Source organism: Bacteroides acidifaciens (genome assembly GCF_903181435.1).
GTDB lineage: Bacteria > Bacteroidota > Bacteroidia > Bacteroidales > Bacteroidaceae > Bacteroides.
In genome coordinates this window covers 770,467-787,750 of the sequence record NZ_CAEUHO010000001.1, presented here as the reverse complement: position 1 = coordinate 787,750, position 17,284 = coordinate 770,467, and the positions used below count along the sequence as shown (strand labels likewise).

The window sequence follows — 17,284 nt, the reverse complement described above, 5'->3', positions numbered from 1 at the left end:
AACACGAGAATATCATTGAAGATGGGACGATGTATCAACTAATAATCTTCCCATATTGCAAAATAGCAACGCTGATTTTTGATGATATAACCTCAACGAGATCAGTGTTTTTTAGAATGTTCAAGAAAGGAATCATTCTATTTGATGGTAAAGGTTTATTAAAAAAACTACAGAATATATTTTGCGGTCAGGAGGATTCTATCAATAGTGAAATCGATATACTAAGATTAAGAAGACGGATAACCAATGAAATTGAATACATTTTAGGGAGTGACGAAACTAACAAGATGCATTCAGCTTTAGAAGTTGTCCGACAAACATCTCAATTAATAGTAGGAAAACAATCTTTGACAGGCAAACATTTGGATAGAGCAATAAGCTTATATAAGAATGAGCAATCTTTATTACAAAACGCTCTTTCTGCATACTTTATCAACAATAATGGTAAAGAATTTATCAATACAATTCAGGCATTACTAAAACCTTTTGGCGGTTTTTTGGAGAAATATACAACAGGATATGTATTCAACGTACCTCATGACAAACAGATGCTTGTGTTTATGCCTGTCTGTTCTATGATATGAAAAAGAACTTCACACAATCAATCTGCTAATAAGTTCGATAAAGAACAATAAGGAGGCTTTAAATCTTATCAGTCAACGGATAAATATAATGAAATTAAACGTAGAAAAAGGTAAAATTGACATCCAACAGATGATGCAAATAAAAGTACAACAACTAAAAACTTTTATCACATATAATACGCAAATCCAACAGCTATATTTACTAATATATAAATATCGGTATCTATCGTTAGTTGATGTCCGGAATAATAAAATATAGTTCACTATATCTATTTTAACATCATTCAATACATAGATGTGTATATTTTTGAAATCACTTAAAATAGTCAATGTCCCAATTGTCCGCAAAGCTTCCTGTATTTCTTGAGAATCCGCATCTATCCGACCAAAAAAGTCCAAATCAATGGATTTCCGATGCCCTAATTGCAAAGCTAATGCAGTACCACCAAACGAGTATTACAAAGCACAGGTAACTGCTGCAATTTTCTTAAAAGTTCCAGCGTTGTGGATTCGACCGTTGATAAGTATAACATCTGAACTGTTCTTTTGGAGTTTGTGAGATTGCAGAAAGATAAGCTAAAGCTCGAGGCTCTAATTCACGAAACGTCTTCGCTATTTCGACGATTCTTTCAAGTCCATAATATTGTTTCACTGCATTCCAATCTTGCAACAGACCATATTCAAGCACTCTCTTTATAATATATTGAGAATGTTTCTCCATATCCAAGGCGGTTTTATCAACATCCCAAAAAAGATACGTTGAAAATCGGGTTATATATTTCTCCATCATTAATCCTATTATAATCCTTTATAGCAAAGATAGAAATAAAAAATGAATCGAGTGCAAGTTAATAGCTATATTTCATAAAACAGCATTATTCTCTTCTGTATATATTTTATTAAAAACTCCACTAAGCTCTTTTTCAGCTACAATCAGACAGCGTAACTCTGCAAGTCTTTTGGTATTATCCGACTGAGGTATCCATAACTTCAAATATCCCCCTTCCGCATACTTATCATTAAGATGTTTACGAAAGCGAGCATATTGCTGTTCTTTATCCATCTCCGGATAATGAGACAATCCATATTGAACAGTACGGCGCAACGTTACTTCAGGATCAATAATACGGTCGGCTTCGGCAACTATTTTTCCATAGATGCTTCTCGGAGCCTGTTTATTGGAAGCCCGATGATCTTCTATCGCTTCTTTCATCTGCAACAGTTGCTCATCCGTAAACCAGTGGCGCAAGGTTTCATCCGCCATCAATATCCTGCCGGAGACTATATGATGGAACTCACGCCCCTCACATAGCCCCAGGTCATGATAAGCAGCAATCGCGTAAACCATAGAAACATTGACATCATAATAAGAAGCCAGTTTCATACTTTCTTCAATCACTTTTTCTACATGGTCTATTTGATGTGCCTTGTCAAAGTTGACATATTGCGGAATAATATTCTGCTGAATATATTCACGAAGTTCCATTGGTATAGCAATATTCATATATTACTCCCGATTCATTAAACGATGCTCCGCCATCTGTTCGAATTTTGTTCCCGGACGACCGTAATTGGCATACGGATAGATGGAAATACCGCCACGGGGAGTAAAGAGTCCAGTTACTTCAATGTATTTGGGATTCATTAGTTTAATAAGATCCTTCATTATGATATTCACGCAGTCCTCATGGAAAGCACCATGATTGCGGAAGCTGAAAAGATATAGTTTCAAGCTCTTGCTTTCTACCATTTTAATATCAGGAATGTAGCTGATACGTATTTCGGCAAAGTCCGGCTGCCCGGTGATGGGGCACAAGCTTGTAAATTCAGGGCAGTTGAAACGTACCCAATAGTCATTCTCAGGATGCTTGTTATCAAAGGCTTCCAATACTTCAGGAGCATAATCTTGCTTATACTCGGTCTTTCTTCCTAACAAGGAAAGTTGGTCTTTTAATTCTGTCATTTGTACTCGTTTACTACAAGCTCTACACTATACAAAAAAATGCATTTCCTCTTTCACCTATCACCAGCTAGGTTCAAACACCTCATTCATAAGCATTTGAGTGGTGAATGATTCATTTTACAACCTATCACCGTATCTATCACCTATCACCGCCAATTCTTCTCCCCATGGCTGCTTTGTCTCCGCCTGGCTTGTTACGGTACGTTGCATGTGGCAAAACGAAGTGTTTCATGCCTTGAAACAAACGGTTTCATTGCTTGAAACAAAGAGTTTCAAGCCTTGGAACTGATAGTTTCAAGCAATAGAAACTTTAGTTTCCTACCGTTGAAACTTTAGTTTCTCACCGATGAAACAACAGTTTCAAGCCGTTAAAACTAAATTGAGCCGATACATTCCGGACAGAAGCTACTACCACCCTATTCACTAGAACTTACCGGTGACAATAGATGTGACGGCAAAATGTCTGTCTTAGTTGCTGTCACCACTTGCTGTCACGAACTATTTATCTCACAATCAAATGGTTAATAACAAAAGCGTGACAGATGACAGCAAAAAATGCATTTTTTATCTCTATGTAAAGATATTATTGATTCTTACTTTTTAAATACTTTTCCAGTCCTTCCCGACGCAGCGTACAAGCCGGACAATGCCCGCAACCATCTCCCTGAACACCATTATAGCATGTCAAAGTCTCGGTGCGAACCAGTTCCAATACTCCCAACTCGTCTGCCAAAGCCCATGTTTCCGCCTTATCAATCCACATCAGAGGGGTATGAATCACAAATTGTTCATCCATAGCCAGGTTCAATGTCACATTAAGGGACTTGATAAATGCATCGCGACAATCGGGATAACCGCTGAAATCTGTTTGGGAAACTCCTGTAACCAAGTGATTGATGCCACGTTCACGGGCATATACGGCTGCGATGCTTAGAAAGAACAGGTTACGTCCCGGGACAAATGTATTGGGAGCACTATCTGCCGGTTTCTCCTGGTCCATCACCATTGTAGCGTCAGTCAGGGAGTTACGTCCCAGTTTCCCGATGAAGGACACATCCATCACATCAAATTCCACTTCCGCCTTACGGGCTATTTCCCGTGCAAGTTCCACTTCCTTCTGATGTTTCTGACCATACAGGAAACTCAGGGCATATACTTTTTTAAAGTTACGTTTCGCCCAATACAAGCAAGTGGTGGAATCCTGTCCGCCACTGAACACAACCAATGCTGCTTCTCTATTCATTATCTATCTTAAATATCTTTGATTTTCAGTACGTTGTAGGAAATATCGGTATCGTAAACATCGCTACCGTCTATTTTCTTGATGGCTTTTACCACACGGATAGTCACCGGAAGGATAATCACTTCGTACATGGATTTCAGTACGATTTGAATTCCCATCATAATGAGCAGTTCTTTCCAGGCAATAATCCCGCCAAAAGCAACCGGAAAGAAAATCAATGAGTCCGCCGTCTCACCTACGACAGTCGACCAAATGGCTCGGGCGGAAAAGTTACGTCCCCGGCTGGCTACTTTCATCTTACTCATCACATATGCATTGAGGAACGAACCGACCAAGAATGCCATCAGACTGGCAGCCACAATGCGGGGAGCCATACCGAATACAAAATCAAAATGTTCTTCGCCTTCCCAAAAAGGAGCAGCCGGAATGGCAACTGCTATCAGTCCGAGGGCTACAACAAAGAAGTTCATCGCAAAACCGCTCCAAATGATAAGGCGCGCTTTCTTGAATCCCCAAACTTCGGCGATACAATCATTGATTATATAAGAAATAGGAAAAACCAATAATCCGGCGGTCACGGTCAGGCTACCGATTTGGATTACTTTCGTTTCAAGAAGATTGGCTGCGATAAGGCATACATTAAAAAGAATACCGAGCAGCATAAAAGGTACAGATACTTTCTCTTTCATAATTCCTGTTTTTTACGTGGTGTTCTAGAATACACGACCGCTATTCACGGCATCATACTTTCTTTTTCTTTCGGGCTGCAAAGATAAAGGAAAAACTATGAAAAAGCAAAAGATATTTGATGATTGACCGGTTGCAACTCATGAATATCCTTGATAAAGAGGAAAAATGCTACCTATACAAATATTTGGATGAATGAAAAAGAATGAAAATTTCCTAATCGGCAAATCATTTTCAGACGACCACGTGTTTAAAATCCATGTTTAACTAAAAGACCAGATCATGGAACATCAATTTAAAAAAGACGTAAAAGAAGCAGCAATGCAGGCAAAAGAAAATGCCCGGCTTGCTGAAGAGAGAGCCGAAGAAGCTAAGGAGAGAGGTGCCGAAGCGAGTTCACATTCGGGCGAAAGCTTGAAAAAGAAAGTACAGCATGCCGCACATGTTGCCCAGGAAAAGGTAACAGAAGCAACGAACACTGTGAAAGAAAAAGCCACGGAAGCAGCCCATACCACACAAGAGACTGCCCAAAAGGCTAAACACAGAGTACAGGAAATGCTGGATTGACAGTAAAGAATGAGCCTTCCCGCCAGTTGTCGTCTACGGCAGGAAGGCTCATCGACCTAACTTAATAAACACATCACTCAATCAAAAAGAATCATATCAGGAAAATTCTTTCAGTTCTTCTTTCAACCGCTTACGGATGAAAAACAAACGGCTCTTCACCGTTCCTATCGGCAGTCCTAACTTTTCGGCAATCTCCCTATACTTAAATCCGGCAACGAACATCTGGAAGGGGACTTTCATATCATCGGGAATGGAATGCAACACACGATACAGTTGCCTCATATCATAGGCAAACTCAAACTTCTCACCATCCTCGTCTTCAATCATATGCTGTTGATTAATAGAATAGGTATCATCTATGATATTCATTTCACGAACCGTACGACGATAGTTATTCACAAAAATATTGCGCATAAGTGTGTACATCCATCCTTTGAGATTCTTACTATATGCAAACTTCTCATGATTATCCAATGCCTGTAATACACAATCCTGAACCAAATCTTTGGCAGAATCACGATCTGCCGTCAATTTATACGCAAAGCGTTGTAAATCTGATTGTATATCTAATATTCCTTGAGTAAATTCTACTTTTCCCATCACGGTATTTCTTTTATCTAGTTACTATAATACAAAGATCCGCTTTTTTAGAACAAATATGAATAGCAATTCTTCCGATAAGTTTGGCTATTTTTCCTTCGGAGCTCTCAACCATTTCTTTTGTTAGTTGTTCTTTGGGCATTCACCTAAAACTTAACTTATAATGAAAACAAGCATTAAGATGGTAGCTATGCTACTGGGGATAGGAATTTTCCCCGTCTGTGCCCAGGCACAAAAGAAGGTAATTATCGAAAATGAGGAACCTAATTCGATCATGTTTGTCTCACGAGACAAAGCAGGCGATGAAATCATACAGATTATGAACAACCGCCAACAGATGCGTTTTCACGATCCCAACACTCCCCGCTTCCTGCTCACTGACCAAAAAGGAAAATTCGCCCTCGGTATCGGAGGTTATGTACGTGCTACGGCAGAGTATGATTTTAATGGGATTGTTGACGATGTTGATTTCTATCCGGCATTGATTCACCAACCGGGAAAAGGTAATTTTACCAAAAATCAATTCCAGATGGACATCACCACTTCTACCCTGTTCCTCAAATTGGTAGGACGCACGAAGCATTTGGGAGACTTTATAGTTTACACGGCCGGTAACTTCCGCGGTGACGGAAAAACCTTTGAACTGCAAAATGCGTATGCACAGTTTTTGGGCTTCACTATCGGATATAGCTATGGTTCATTTATGGATCTTTCAGCCTTGCCTCCTACTATCGACTTTGCAGGTCCTAACGGTTCTACCTTTTACCGCACTACGCAATTAAGTTATATGTACGATAAGTTGAAAAACTGGAAGTTCGGTGCAGCTATAGAAATGCCTTCAGTAGACGGCACTACAAATAGCAATGTTTCTGTCAACACCCAACGGATGCCGGATTTTGCAGCTTCTGCACAATTCAACTGGAATAGCAATAGTCACATCAAATTGGGAGCCATCGTTCGCAGCATGACTTATTCAAGCAATATATACGATAAAGCATATTCTACCACCGGATTCGGTCTACAAGCATCTACAACTTTCAATATCACAAAAAAGTTGCAAGCTTACGGACAGTTCAATTATGGAAAAGGTATCGGTTCTTATCTGAATGATTTAAGCAATCTGAACGTGGATATCGTTCCCGATCCTGATGACGAAGGAAAAATGCAGGTTCTGCCAATGATGGGATGGTATGCGGGGTTACAATACAATATTTGCCCGAAATTCTTTGTATCCGGCACTTATAGTTTATCCAGACTTTATTCTGAAAACGGATATCCAAGCGAAAACCCGGAATCTTACCGCAAAGGTCAATATCTTGTTGCTAACGCTTTTTGGAATGTAAGCAGCAATCTGCAAGTAGGCGTTGAATATTTGAGAGGATGGAGAAGCAATTACGACTCTTCAACAAGTCATGCCAACCGGTTGAATATGCTGGTACAGTATTCTTTCTAAACTGGCATAATAATAAAACAAAAAAGAGGCTGTCTAAAAAGTCGTTAATAATTCTCATTCCACTTCTTCGGGAAGAAGGAGAATGAGGATAGAACCGACTTTTTAGACAGCCTCTTTTCTATATATAAAGGATTAGAAATTTAGAACTTATAGTTCACACTTGCACCAAACACTTTATTAGTACGGCTATATACATTAGTACCGGATATCCCTGTGCCATTGTAATTTGGGGATTTTTTAGTATAATCTTCATAGGTAGTCCACATATAACCTACATTCAAAGCAGCTCTTTCACTCAACATCAATTTCGCACCCACACCTATTGAATAAGAATCACAGGAGAAACTAGTATCACTTTGGAAGTTGTCAGACAATCCATAATCCGTAATCTGTCCACCACAACTCAAGGTCAATCGTTTGATTACATCCCATTCAATACCCATTAAGTATTCATTTGTTCCCTTTGTCAAATACTTCTGCTTTCCATCAGCCATTCCTGCTTTTTTGTCATCATAGAAATGGTATTCTACAGATGCACGCAGTACAGGTAGAAATTCATAAGCAGCTGCAACTGAAAGCATGGAAGGTATATCGTTAGGAGTGTTCACACCGTGTTTGAAAGGTGCCAGTGCATCCGTTTCTACAGAAGCTTCAATTTTTTTTGTATTGTTTTCTATATTAAGATTAGTCTTGAATTCATACTTAGCACCAATATTCAATTTACCCAACTTAGCATCCACACCAATAACGGGAGTGAATCCCCAACCTGTCTGATCACAGTCTAAAGCCAAATGCATCAAGTCGGCTCCTCCTAAGTCTGCTTTCATTTTAGCATCCAAAAAGCCCACATAACCACCAGTAAAATAATTCATGCGTCCTCCCGCAAAAGCAGAAAGCCAATCATTTATTTTATAGGATAACCCTAATTGTAATGCATAGATATATTGCTTGCCATCCATAGCAGTGCTAATGTCATACATACCAGGAGTAACGATAGGGCTCTTTCCACCAGAAGTTAAATGTTTTTTTAAACTTTCCTGAAAGATACCTGCCATAGCCACCGACTCAAACATTGGCAAACCGTCATCAAATGAAGCTTTACCACCTCCACCAGTAATTGCAAAGAAACCGGAAATAGTCCAATCACCTTTTTTATAAGCTGCAAATACACTCGGAATAATGGGAGCAGCAGCCTTTCCTTCATAATATTTACTATAATATTTGTCAGAAACGGTAGGAATAGGAGCGGTAGGGTTTGTTAAATCAAGACCACTATATGTCATAAAGCTAGCATCAATATTTCTCGTCTGAAAAGCACTCTGAATACTCAAACCCACATGAAAACCGTCATTCGGCAAAAATGCCAAACCGGCAGGATTAGACAAGGCACCATCAATTTCGATAGTGGCACCACGAGATAACATACGAAGAAAAGCAGCGTGTTGATTAGTATTTGTCAGAAGACCTCCGGCAAAAGTTGGAATTGAAACGATTAACATTGCAAATCCAATCAAGAAATTTTTTCTCATCTAAATCTTTTTTAAATTATTTCGGGCGCAAAGATACGATATTATTGCGCACGAAGCATACGTTTGTGCATTTATTTTCATTTACCCACCTATTTTAATTGAAAAAACAAACTGTTTCTAATGAAACAATCTAGATTTATCATCATACGGAGAGTAAACAAATCCACCTGTTTTTTCGTTTTTATAATATAATAACTTATAAAATAATATGATGGGCTATACTATTGCATTTTTTGGCACAAAGCCTTATGACGAATCTTCTTTCAATGATAGAAACAAAGAATTCGGATTTGAGATACGCTATTACAAAGGAAATCTGAACAAGAACAATGTACTACTGACGCAAGGCGCAGATGCTGTATGCATCTTCGTAAACGATGTTGCCGATGCAGAAGTCATCCGTATTATGGCAGCCAATGGAGTAAAACTACTGGCACTGCGATGTGCCGGATTCAACAATGTGGATTTGGATGCGGCTGCCGCCGCCGGAATTACCGTTGTACGGGTACCTGCCTACTCGCCCTATGCAACTGCCGAATATACGGTGGCGCTTATGCTATCGCTGAATCGTAAAATACCACGTGCTTCCTGGCGCACTAAGGAGGGCAATTTCTCCCTTCATGGCTTGATGGGATTTGATATGCGCGGAAAGACAGCAGGCATCATCGGCACAGGAAAAATAGCGAAAATCCTGATTCATATCCTAAGAGGTTTCGGCATGAACGTGCTGGCATATGACCTCTACCCTGATTATAACTTCGCACGGGAAGAGAAGATTGTCTATACTTCACTGGACGAACTATATCATAATTCGGATATTATCTCCCTGCACTGCCCGCTCACTGAAGAAACGAAATATCTTATTAACGACTACTCCATCAGCAAGATGAAAGACGGAGTGATGATTATCAACACCGGTCGCGGGCAGTTGATTCATACCAATGCGCTGATTGAAGGGTTAAAGAATAAGAAAATCGGTTCCGCAGGACTGGACGTATATGAGGAAGAAAGCGAATACTTTTACGAAGACCAGTCCGATCGCATCATCGACGATGATGTGCTTGCCCGCCTGCTCTCGTTCAATAACGTGATTGTCACCTCTCATCAGGCATTCTTCACACGCGAAGCAATGGAGAATATTGCCCTGACAACCTTGCAAAACATAAAAGATTTCATCAATCACAAACCTCTGCTAAATGAAGTGAAGAGATAAAACTTTTCACCTTTGGTTTTGTTTACCAAGAATATAACCACAAGAAAAAGGAGAAAATTATGAAGAAAGCTATACATAAAGCTGATACAAGAGGACATTCACAATATGATTGGCTGGATAGTTACCACACTTTCAGTTTCGATGAATATTTCGATTCCGACCGTATCAACTTCGGTGCCCTTCGTGTACTGAATGATGACAAGGTTGCACCCGGAGAAGGATTCCAGACTCATCCGCACAAGAATATGGAAATCGTTTCGATTCCCTTGAAAGGTCATCTGCAACATGGGGACAGCAAGAAGAACAGCCGGATTATCACTGTCGGGGAAATCCAGACGATGAGTGCCGGAACAGGAATCTTCCATAGTGAAATGAACGCAAGTCCCGTAGAACCGGTGGAGTTTCTGCAAATATGGATTATGCCGAGAGAACGGAATACACGTCCCGTTTACCAGGATTTCAATATCAGCGAACTGGAACGCCCGAATGAGTTGGCAGTTATCGTATCACCCGATGGCAGCACACCTGCTTCCCTCTTGCAAGATACTTGGTTCTCTATCGGTAAGGTAGAAGCCGGGAAGAAATTGGGATACCATATGCATCAAAGCCATGCGGGTGCATATATATTCCTTATCGAAGGGGAAATTACAGTGGAAGGCGAAGTGATGAAACGCCGTGACGGAATGGGTATTTATGAAACCAACAGTTTTGAACTGGAAACGTTGAAGGACTCACATATTCTGTTGATAGAAGTACCGATGTGAGAAATTATTAATTAGAAGTTACAGTTTGTAGATGAGAACAAGTCTAGCTGATATCCGACAAGAATATACCAAAAGCGGGTTGCGGGAAAATGAACTTCCCGACGACCCGCTTTCGCTTTTCAGCCAATGGCTGCAAGAAGCGATTGACGCAGAAGTGGATGAGCCGACTGCCGTCATTGTGGGCACTGTGTCTCCCGAAGGAAAACCGTCCACACGCACAGTATTATTGAAAGGGCTACATGATGGTAAGTTTGTCTTTTACACGAATTACGAAAGCCGCAAAGGAAAGCAGTTGGCACAAAATCCATATGTCTCCCTTTCTTTTGTGTGGCATGCGCTCGAAAGACAAGTGCACATCGAAGGGACGGCAGCCAAAGTAGAGCCGGCAGAATCGGACGAATATTTCCGTATACGTCCTTACAAAAGCAGAATCGGCGCACGAATCTCCCCACAAAGTCAGCCCATCAAGAGCAGGATGCAGTTGATGCGTGCCTTCGTCAAAGAAGCAGCCCGGTGGTTAGGGAAAAATGTGGAAAGACCCGCCAATTGGGGCGGATATGCAGTTACATCTGCTAGAATCGAGTTCTGGCAGGGGCGTCCCAACCGTCTGCACGACCGCTTCTTATATACCCTGCAACCGGATGGCGAATGGGAAATCAGTCGCCTTGCTCCCTGATTTCGTCGATTTTTCTTGGCAACTCCAACTAGAATATGTAATATTGCAACTATAAAACATTCAGCTTATGACACTGGATTATATTTATCACAGCGGTTTCGCCATCGAAGCGGAAGACGTGACCGTTATCATTGATTACTACAAAGATTCTTCCGAATCAGAACAAAACCGGGGAATCGTGCATGATTATCTCCTGCAAAGACCGGGTAAACTGTACGTATTGGCTACCCACTTCCATCCCGATCACTTCAACCGTGAGATATTGACGTGGAAAGAACAACGTCCCGACATTCAATATATTTTCTCCAAAGACATCCTGAAATCACACCGCGCCAAAGCCGAAGATGCTTTCTATATTAAGAAAGGAGAAACTTACGAGGATGACACCATCCGCATTGACGCGTTCGGCTCGACGGATGTAGGCAGTTCGTTCCTGATTCATCTGCAAGGTTGGAGTATTTTCCATGCCGGCGACCTGAACAACTGGCACTGGAGTGAAGAATCCACCGAAGCAGAGATACGAAAAGCCAACGGTGATTTCCTTGCAGAAGTTAAATATTTAAAAGAAAAAGCGCCAAACATTGATTTAGTACTGTTTCCGGTAGACCGAAGAATGGGAAAAGATTACATGAAAGGGGCAAAACAGTTCATCGAACAAATAAAAACTACTATATTTGTGCCCATGCACTTCAGTGAAGATTACGAAGGCGGCAACGCGCTTCAAAGTTTTGCCGAAGATGCAGGATGCCGTTTTATCAGCATCACCCGTCGGGGCGAAAGTTTTGAAATTACCAAATAAACACATTATAATTATGAATAAATTTACGATTCTGTTTCTTACTCTGTTCCTCGCATTGCCGATGGCAATGAAGGCAGATTCTGCAAAAGACAAAAAAGACGATACCAGGTATCTTGTAGGGGCTGTTCCCGAAGTGGATGGCAAAGTAGTATTCTCCAAGGAATTCCAGATTCCCGGAATGAGCCAGGCACAAATCTACAATACGGTAATGAAGTGGATGGACGAACGCCTGAAAGAAAATAAGAACATCGACAGCCGCATCGTCTTTTCCGACAAAGACAAAGGTACGATTGCCGGCGTGGGAGAAGAATGGATTGTATTCAGTTCCAGTGCATTGTCTTTAGACCGTACTCTTATCAATTACCAGATTACAGTGACTTGCAAACCCGGAAATTGTCTGGTAGAACTGGAAAAGATACGTTTCACCTACCGCGATACTGAAAAATATAAAGCGGAAGAATGGATTACCGACAAATATGCGCTTAACAAAGCAAAGACTAAACTGGTGCGCGGATTGGCAAAATGGCGCAGAAAAACGGTAGATTTCGCAGATGATATATTCATGGATGTAGCCGTAGCTTTCGGAGCACCAGATACGCGCCCGAAAGCAGAGAAAAAGAAGAAGGAAGAAGAGCAAAAGGCTCCGTCAATCGTTGCAGCCGCAGGGCCTATTGTCATTGGTGGCGCAAATGCGAAGACTGATATTAAAGGGACGACTACCGAACCTGCTCAGAAGACTGTTCCCGCCGCAACTCTCACTCCTGCTACTCCTATAGGCAAGGCTTCTGCAGATATGCCGGGTTATACAGAGGTTAATTTAAAGCAGATTCCGGGCGAAGTATATGCTTTGATGGGAAGCGGAAAATTGGTTATCAGTATCGGAAAGGATGAGTTCAATATGACAAATATGACTGCAAATGCCGGTGGCGCGCTGGGTTATCAGTCGGGCAAGGCCGTGGCTTACTGCACGCTTTCTCCTGAACAGTCTTATGATGCCATCGAAAAAGCGGACAGTTATACACTGAAACTCTATGCTCCGAACCAAACAACTCCGTCGGCTGTTATTGAATGTAAGAAACTGCCTTCACAAACCGCTCCGCAAGCCGGACAACCCCGTACATATGTCGGTGAGATTGTGAAGCTCTTAATGAAAAAATAAGGAAGATTGCAACAATGGAAATAAAAAGTAAATTTGACCATTTCAATATCAATGTAACAAATCTGGAGCGTAGCATTGCTTTCTATGAGAAAGCGCTCGGTTTGAAAGAACATCACCGGAAAGAAGCTTCCGACGGTTCGTTCACGTTAGTTTATCTGACAGATAACGAGACGGGCTTTCTCCTGGAATTGACTTGGCTGAAAGATCATACCGCTCCGTATGAACTGGGCGAGAATGAAAGCCATCTCTGTTTTCGTGTGGCCGGTGATTACGATGCTGTCAGGGCTTATCACAAAGAAATGAATTGTGTATGTTTTGAAAATACTGCCATGGGGCTTTATTTCATCAACGACCCGGACGACTATTGGATTGAGATACTTCCACAGAAGTAATTGAAAGTGCGTTAAAATACCCCAATTATAAGATTACCCCTGTTACAACTATGTGTGACAGGGGTAATTTATTTTCAGGAGAGAGTGCTTTACTCCCTTATCAGTCATTTAATAAATACATAACAGACGCCTAAGATACTTGCTAGCACATAGAAACATCCCGGAGCAAACAGTTTACATAATAATCTTGTAAGAGGCATAGTGGAAAATGCCAAGATTTCATCCGGAGTCTTCGGGTTACATATAACTGTCACCTTATCTCCTACATGAGGTGTCTTTTGAGAATATAACTTATGAGAATAATTAGCCGTTTCCACGATAAAATCATAGGTGGCCATTCGACGATGCATTTCTTTCTCTTCATCCGATTTATACTCCACTATGGGATAATTCGCAGTAATATCACCATCATCGCTACTATAAGTCTTAGTCTGTACCTCCACAACCCTTCCATGCATCTTTGTTCTGCTATTCTTCATTATACCAACAAACATCATCCAGACCATCACTGTTCTTAACACCAAGGAAATTCCCTTAATTAGTAGTATAATTGCCGCTACGCAAATAATAATATTGATTATCACGATATTTATTTCTTATGTCGATTTGCTCTTTTTTTACGAATTTCTGCTTTCATCTTCGCTGCTCCCGAACCGTGTTGTCCACGAATATAGGTCGCTTTCTTCGCTTTCGTTTTCACTTTTTCCTCTTCTTTGGGCTTATCTTTCTTGCCTTTAAAGACGATTCCACCCATTATTGCTTCTTCTATACTCATATAATATACATTATTAATATTCACATTTCCAACGGCAAAGATAATCCTTTTCTACGGATTTATTTATCTTTGCCGACTAAAACAATACATAACCCTCAATGGCAACAACAATTCTTTCCACAGAAAAGGACCCGATGGGAGCCGCTATTTCTGATTATTTCAATCATCGCAGAGCCAACCGCTTACGAGTATTTTCTTCTCAATTCGAGGAAGATGAAATCCCTGTCAAGGAACTATTCCGCAATATCCAATCCATGCCTGTACTGGAACGTACCGCTCTACAAATGGCCACAGGACGGATATTAGATGTAGGTGCAGGAAGCGGCTGCCATGCGTTGGCACTTCAGGAAATGGGAAAAGACGTATGTGCCATTGATATTTCTCCACTATCTGTCGAGGTTATGAAACAACGGGGAGTCAATGACGCCCGTCTCGTCAATCTCTTTGATGAAACATTTACCGAAACGTTCGATTCTATCCTGATGCTGATGAATGGTTCGGGAATTATCGGAAAGTTAAGCAATATGCCCGGCTTCTTTCAACGAATGAAACGCATCCTTCGCCCCGGGGGATGCATATTGATGGACTCCAGCGACCTTCGTTATCTTTTCGAGGAAGAAGATGGCAGCATAGTCATTGATTTAGCCGGAAATTATTACGGAGAAGTTGATTTCCAGATGCAGTATAAGGATGTGAAAGGAGATACATTCGATTGGTTATATATAGATTTCCAGACACTTAGCTTATATGCATCCGAATGTGGATTCAAAGCCGAACTGGTAAAAGAAGGCAAACACTACGATTATTTGGCAAAGCTCAGTCTCGCCTGAATAATCCAAGATGAATATAGTGACGGTATGCAGTAAGGATAGTGACGCTATATAACAGAAATAGTGACGCCATCCTGATGTGATAGCGTCACTATTATTATGTGGTATAAATCACTAAAGAATAGCTGTATATCACTTCAGCATTTCATCAATCATCTGCACAAGAGAAGCAAACTCTTCCTCATTATACAAACGAGTCAATTTTACGATTTTCCCTTCTTTATCTATCAGCACATTTCTTGTTATACCGGATTCACGCAAGGCATATTTTGCGAAAATATCAGCTCCCGGATCTAATCCCAACGGATAAGTGACTCCTGTAGATTTGGCAAAAGCAAGCACTTTATCAAGCGGTTCGTCACGGTCAATGCCAATCAATGCAAAATCAGCATTGTCTTTATGTTTCAGCCAAATATCTTTTTCAATAAATGGCATTTCTTTCCTACATACGCCACACCAACTCGCTGTAAACTGCAACATCACCACTTTCCCCCGAAGAGAAGACAAGCTTACCTGTTTGCCATCGGTCAAGGTAATCGTGAAATCGGGAGCCGTCTCTCCTACCCGAACGATATATCCTGTACTATCCGCTTCGGCAATCACCGCTTCCGAAGTCACTTCCACGCTATCCGATGCTGTTTCAGCACTCGTCGTTCCCTTCTTCTGACCGGAACATGCCAATATACTTATGGCTAAAAATGCCATTCCACACACATTCATAATTCTCTTTTTCATCTTCTTATAATCATTAGTGAGACTGCAAATATAAAAAAAGTGCGCGATGTATTTGCATTTTTAGAATAAATTCATACCTTTGCACCCGCAAAAGAAAATAACGCCTCTTTAGCTCAGTTGGCCAGAGCACGTGATTTGTAATCTCGGGGTCGTTGGTTCGAATCCGACAAGAGGCTCACTAATAAAAAGCTGTTTATCGATATGGTAAACAGCTTTTTTATTTAATACTTATGCTCAAGACTTCTGTCTACGGAATACGACTACGCTGACAGCTATCAAAATCAAAAGAATCCCAATCGCGCCACTTCTTCTACGCTAATTTTGTAGTACCAATGTAGTAGCGTTTTCAATTAAGGGCAATCGGGTAGGAGGTAAATACTAATCGCAGGTATTTATCTCCTACTTTCGTATTTACCGACCTCCCACACCACCGTACAAGCGGGTCCGTCTCCGGTGAGCATTAGGGTATTTTGCCGGAAATGGTGGCATTTATAAAAAGGGATATCTCATCATCACGATGCAATATCCCAATAATGTTAAATAAAGATGTTTTCAGTTAGCCCTGTAGAAGAAGTAGGGCCCAACCGTGTGAGTACTCCTATCATTACGACGATGTACGTATAGGTTAACAAAGAATTATATCATTAATTCGTCAAATTCAATCATGCCATTAATATATTCAATAAGTTTTCCATTTGCACCACCATCCCGAACAATGCCGACAGTTTCTATAAGAAAAATTTCCGAGTTCTCACTAGCAATCTTCCCACAGTCACGGTATGAAACAGCTTCTAACTCAGCGAAACTTATACTTCCGTATCTTGCAATGCAGTCCTCCAGTATTTCTATATCGGATACAGAAAGATAATCTCTGTTTGCTTGACGCTTTGGCAACAAATAGTACTAGGAGATATAGAATCTTTTGGTGTCTTCTCATTTTATCGCAGGAGCATCTTGACTAGGACCTGACATCATTAAAATCTTGATTGGCACTATAATGCAGCCGCAATTTTTCTTATATTATCAAGCTTTTCCTTCATCTTATCGCTATTTCTAGCCATATCCAAATTATAATCAGTTTGCATCCTAACCAAAACATCCGCTTTTACGCCCAAAGCAGCTTCCAAAATTAATGCGAATTCAGAAGTTATAGTTCTTTTCCCATTCAATACCTCATTAAGCACACTATACGATATACTAAACTTTTCAGCAAAATCTTTCTGCTTTATAGCTCGGTATTCCAGCTCATCTTTTACCAACTCTCCGGGATGGTACGGGGTGAACGACTGTAAATTGTTAGCTAATTTTCCCATAT

At 40.7% G+C, this 17,284-nt stretch carries 21 protein-coding genes, 1 tRNA gene and 1 pseudogene; 11 read left to right on the top strand and 12 right to left on the bottom strand.

The window, feature by feature from the left end:
• The first annotated feature begins 116 nt into the window (after nt 1-116).
• Nucleotides 117-584 carry a hypothetical protein gene (locus CLIN57ABFB40_RS03135; RefSeq protein WP_175628840.1) on the top strand — a complete coding sequence of 156 codons (468 nt, stop codon included), beginning with the start codon at nt 117-119 and terminating at the stop codon, nt 582-584.
• 255 nt (nt 585-839) lie between these two features.
• Here CLIN57ABFB40_RS03135 and CLIN57ABFB40_RS20545 read toward each other — a convergent pair.
• The 6 genes and pseudogenes from CLIN57ABFB40_RS20545 to CLIN57ABFB40_RS03105 form a co-directional block, all read right to left on the bottom strand.
• Nucleotides 840-1,117 (bottom strand): annotated as a pseudogene (locus tag CLIN57ABFB40_RS20545) (nucleotidyl transferase AbiEii/AbiGii toxin family protein); the annotation flags it as partial.
• Nucleotides 1,072-1,371, bottom strand: a complete 300-nt coding sequence (locus tag CLIN57ABFB40_RS03125) for a DUF6922 domain-containing protein (protein ID WP_254871755.1) — start codon at nt 1,369-1,371, stop codon at nt 1,072-1,074. The gene CLIN57ABFB40_RS03125 and the pseudogene CLIN57ABFB40_RS20545, both read right to left, overlap by 46 nt.
• Nucleotides 1,372-1,446: 75 nt before the next feature.
• Nucleotides 1,447-2,088, bottom strand: coding sequence for an HD domain-containing protein (locus CLIN57ABFB40_RS03120; RefSeq protein ID WP_175628838.1), 642 nt, complete (start codon nt 2,086-2,088; stop codon nt 1,447-1,449).
• Between the two features lie 3 nt (nt 2,089-2,091).
• Nucleotides 2,092-2,547, bottom strand: coding sequence for a preQ(1) synthase (queF, locus tag CLIN57ABFB40_RS03115; RefSeq protein WP_175628837.1), 456 nt, complete (start codon nt 2,545-2,547; stop codon nt 2,092-2,094).
• A gap of 583 nt (nt 2,548-3,130) precedes the next feature.
• The gene (queC, locus tag CLIN57ABFB40_RS03110; RefSeq protein ID WP_175628836.1) at nt 3,131-3,790 is read right to left on the bottom strand and encodes a 7-cyano-7-deazaguanine synthase QueC; all 660 of its coding nucleotides are present in this window, start codon (nt 3,788-3,790) and stop codon (nt 3,131-3,133) included.
• 8 nt (nt 3,791-3,798) lie between these two features.
• On the bottom strand, nt 3,799-4,479 hold the full coding sequence (locus CLIN57ABFB40_RS03105; protein ID WP_175628835.1) for a queuosine precursor transporter: 681 nt from the start codon (nt 4,477-4,479) through the stop codon (nt 3,799-3,801).
• A 280-nt stretch (nt 4,480-4,759) separates the two neighbouring features.
• Between CLIN57ABFB40_RS03105 and CLIN57ABFB40_RS03100 the strand changes: the two genes are divergently transcribed.
• Nucleotides 4,760-5,044, top strand: a complete 285-nt coding sequence (locus CLIN57ABFB40_RS03100) for a hypothetical protein (protein ID WP_175628350.1) — start codon at nt 4,760-4,762, stop codon at nt 5,042-5,044.
• Between the two features lie 96 nt (nt 5,045-5,140).
• Here CLIN57ABFB40_RS03100 and CLIN57ABFB40_RS03095 read toward each other — a convergent pair whose 3' ends face one another.
• A complete protein-coding gene (locus CLIN57ABFB40_RS03095; RefSeq protein WP_175628834.1) occupies nt 5,141-5,644 on the bottom strand; it encodes an RNA polymerase sigma factor in 504 nt (167 codons plus the stop codon).
• Nucleotides 5,645-5,807: 163 nt separating this feature from the next.
• On the opposite strand from CLIN57ABFB40_RS03095, the gene CLIN57ABFB40_RS03090 reads away from it, so the two are divergent.
• Nucleotides 5,808-7,097 (top strand): DcaP family trimeric outer membrane transporter, encoded by a 1,290-nt coding sequence (locus CLIN57ABFB40_RS03090; RefSeq protein ID WP_175628833.1) that lies wholly within the window; start codon nt 5,808-5,810, stop codon nt 7,095-7,097.
• Nucleotides 7,098-7,237: 140 nt separating this feature from the next.
• Here the strand turns inward: CLIN57ABFB40_RS03090 and CLIN57ABFB40_RS03085 are convergent, their stop codons facing one another.
• Nucleotides 7,238-8,626 carry an OmpP1/FadL family transporter gene (locus tag CLIN57ABFB40_RS03085; RefSeq protein ID WP_175628832.1) on the bottom strand — a complete coding sequence of 463 codons (1,389 nt, stop codon included), beginning with the start codon at nt 8,624-8,626 and terminating at the stop codon, nt 7,238-7,240.
• A 211-nt stretch (nt 8,627-8,837) separates the two neighbouring features.
• On the opposite strand from CLIN57ABFB40_RS03085, the gene CLIN57ABFB40_RS03080 reads away from it, so the two are divergent.
• The 6 genes from CLIN57ABFB40_RS03080 (at nt 8,838) to CLIN57ABFB40_RS03055 (ending at nt 13,629) form a co-directional block, all read left to right on the top strand.
• Nucleotides 8,838-9,839, top strand: coding sequence for a 2-hydroxyacid dehydrogenase (locus tag CLIN57ABFB40_RS03080; RefSeq protein WP_175630329.1), 1,002 nt, complete (start codon nt 8,838-8,840; stop codon nt 9,837-9,839).
• Nucleotides 9,840-9,898: 59 nt separating this feature from the next.
• A complete protein-coding gene (locus CLIN57ABFB40_RS03075; protein WP_175628831.1) occupies nt 9,899-10,603 on the top strand; it encodes a pirin family protein in 705 nt (234 codons plus the stop codon).
• 31 nt (nt 10,604-10,634) lie between these two features.
• Complete coding sequence (pdxH, locus tag CLIN57ABFB40_RS03070) at nt 10,635-11,279, top strand: pyridoxamine 5'-phosphate oxidase (RefSeq protein WP_175628830.1); 645 nt, start codon at nt 10,635-10,637, stop codon at nt 11,277-11,279.
• 67 nt (nt 11,280-11,346) lie between these two features.
• Nucleotides 11,347-12,078: an MBL fold metallo-hydrolase gene (locus CLIN57ABFB40_RS03065; RefSeq protein WP_175628829.1), complete on the top strand. Its 732-nt coding sequence runs from the start codon at nt 11,347-11,349 to the stop codon at nt 12,076-12,078.
• A gap of 13 nt (nt 12,079-12,091) precedes the next feature.
• Entirely contained in the window at nt 12,092-13,237 is a 1,146-nt protein-coding gene (locus tag CLIN57ABFB40_RS03060; protein WP_175628828.1) for a DUF4468 domain-containing protein, read from the top strand.
• Nucleotides 13,238-13,251: 14 nt separating this feature from the next.
• On the top strand, nt 13,252-13,629 hold the full coding sequence (locus tag CLIN57ABFB40_RS03055; protein ID WP_175628827.1) for a VOC family protein: 378 nt from the start codon (nt 13,252-13,254) through the stop codon (nt 13,627-13,629).
• Between the two features lie 104 nt (nt 13,630-13,733).
• Here the strand turns inward: CLIN57ABFB40_RS03055 and CLIN57ABFB40_RS03050 are convergent, their stop codons facing one another.
• Complete coding sequence (locus tag CLIN57ABFB40_RS03050) at nt 13,734-14,213, bottom strand: DUF3592 domain-containing protein (RefSeq protein ID WP_336534639.1); 480 nt, start codon at nt 14,211-14,213, stop codon at nt 13,734-13,736.
• A gap of 5 nt (nt 14,214-14,218) precedes the next feature.
• Nucleotides 14,219-14,404, bottom strand: a complete 186-nt coding sequence (locus tag CLIN57ABFB40_RS03045) for a hypothetical protein (RefSeq protein WP_024987546.1) — start codon at nt 14,402-14,404, stop codon at nt 14,219-14,221.
• A gap of 98 nt (nt 14,405-14,502) precedes the next feature.
• Between CLIN57ABFB40_RS03045 and CLIN57ABFB40_RS03040 the strand changes: the two genes are divergently transcribed.
• A complete protein-coding gene (locus tag CLIN57ABFB40_RS03040) occupies nt 14,503-15,234 on the top strand; it encodes a class I SAM-dependent methyltransferase (RefSeq protein ID WP_175628825.1) in 732 nt (243 codons plus the stop codon).
• A gap of 132 nt (nt 15,235-15,366) precedes the next feature.
• Here CLIN57ABFB40_RS03040 and CLIN57ABFB40_RS03035 read toward each other — a convergent pair whose 3' ends face one another.
• The gene (locus CLIN57ABFB40_RS03035; RefSeq protein ID WP_175628824.1) at nt 15,367-15,969 is read right to left on the bottom strand and encodes a TlpA family protein disulfide reductase; all 603 of its coding nucleotides are present in this window, start codon (nt 15,967-15,969) and stop codon (nt 15,367-15,369) included.
• 102 nt (nt 15,970-16,071) lie between these two features.
• Between CLIN57ABFB40_RS03035 and CLIN57ABFB40_RS03030 the strand changes: the two genes are divergently transcribed.
• Nucleotides 16,072-16,145, top strand: a tRNA-Thr gene (locus CLIN57ABFB40_RS03030).
• Nucleotides 16,146-16,961: 816 nt separating this feature from the next.
• Here the strand turns inward: CLIN57ABFB40_RS03030 and CLIN57ABFB40_RS03025 are convergent.
• Complete coding sequence (locus tag CLIN57ABFB40_RS03025) at nt 16,962-17,282, bottom strand: HigA family addiction module antitoxin (protein ID WP_175628823.1); 321 nt, start codon at nt 17,280-17,282, stop codon at nt 16,962-16,964.
• Between the last annotated feature and the right edge of the window lie 2 nt (nt 17,283-17,284).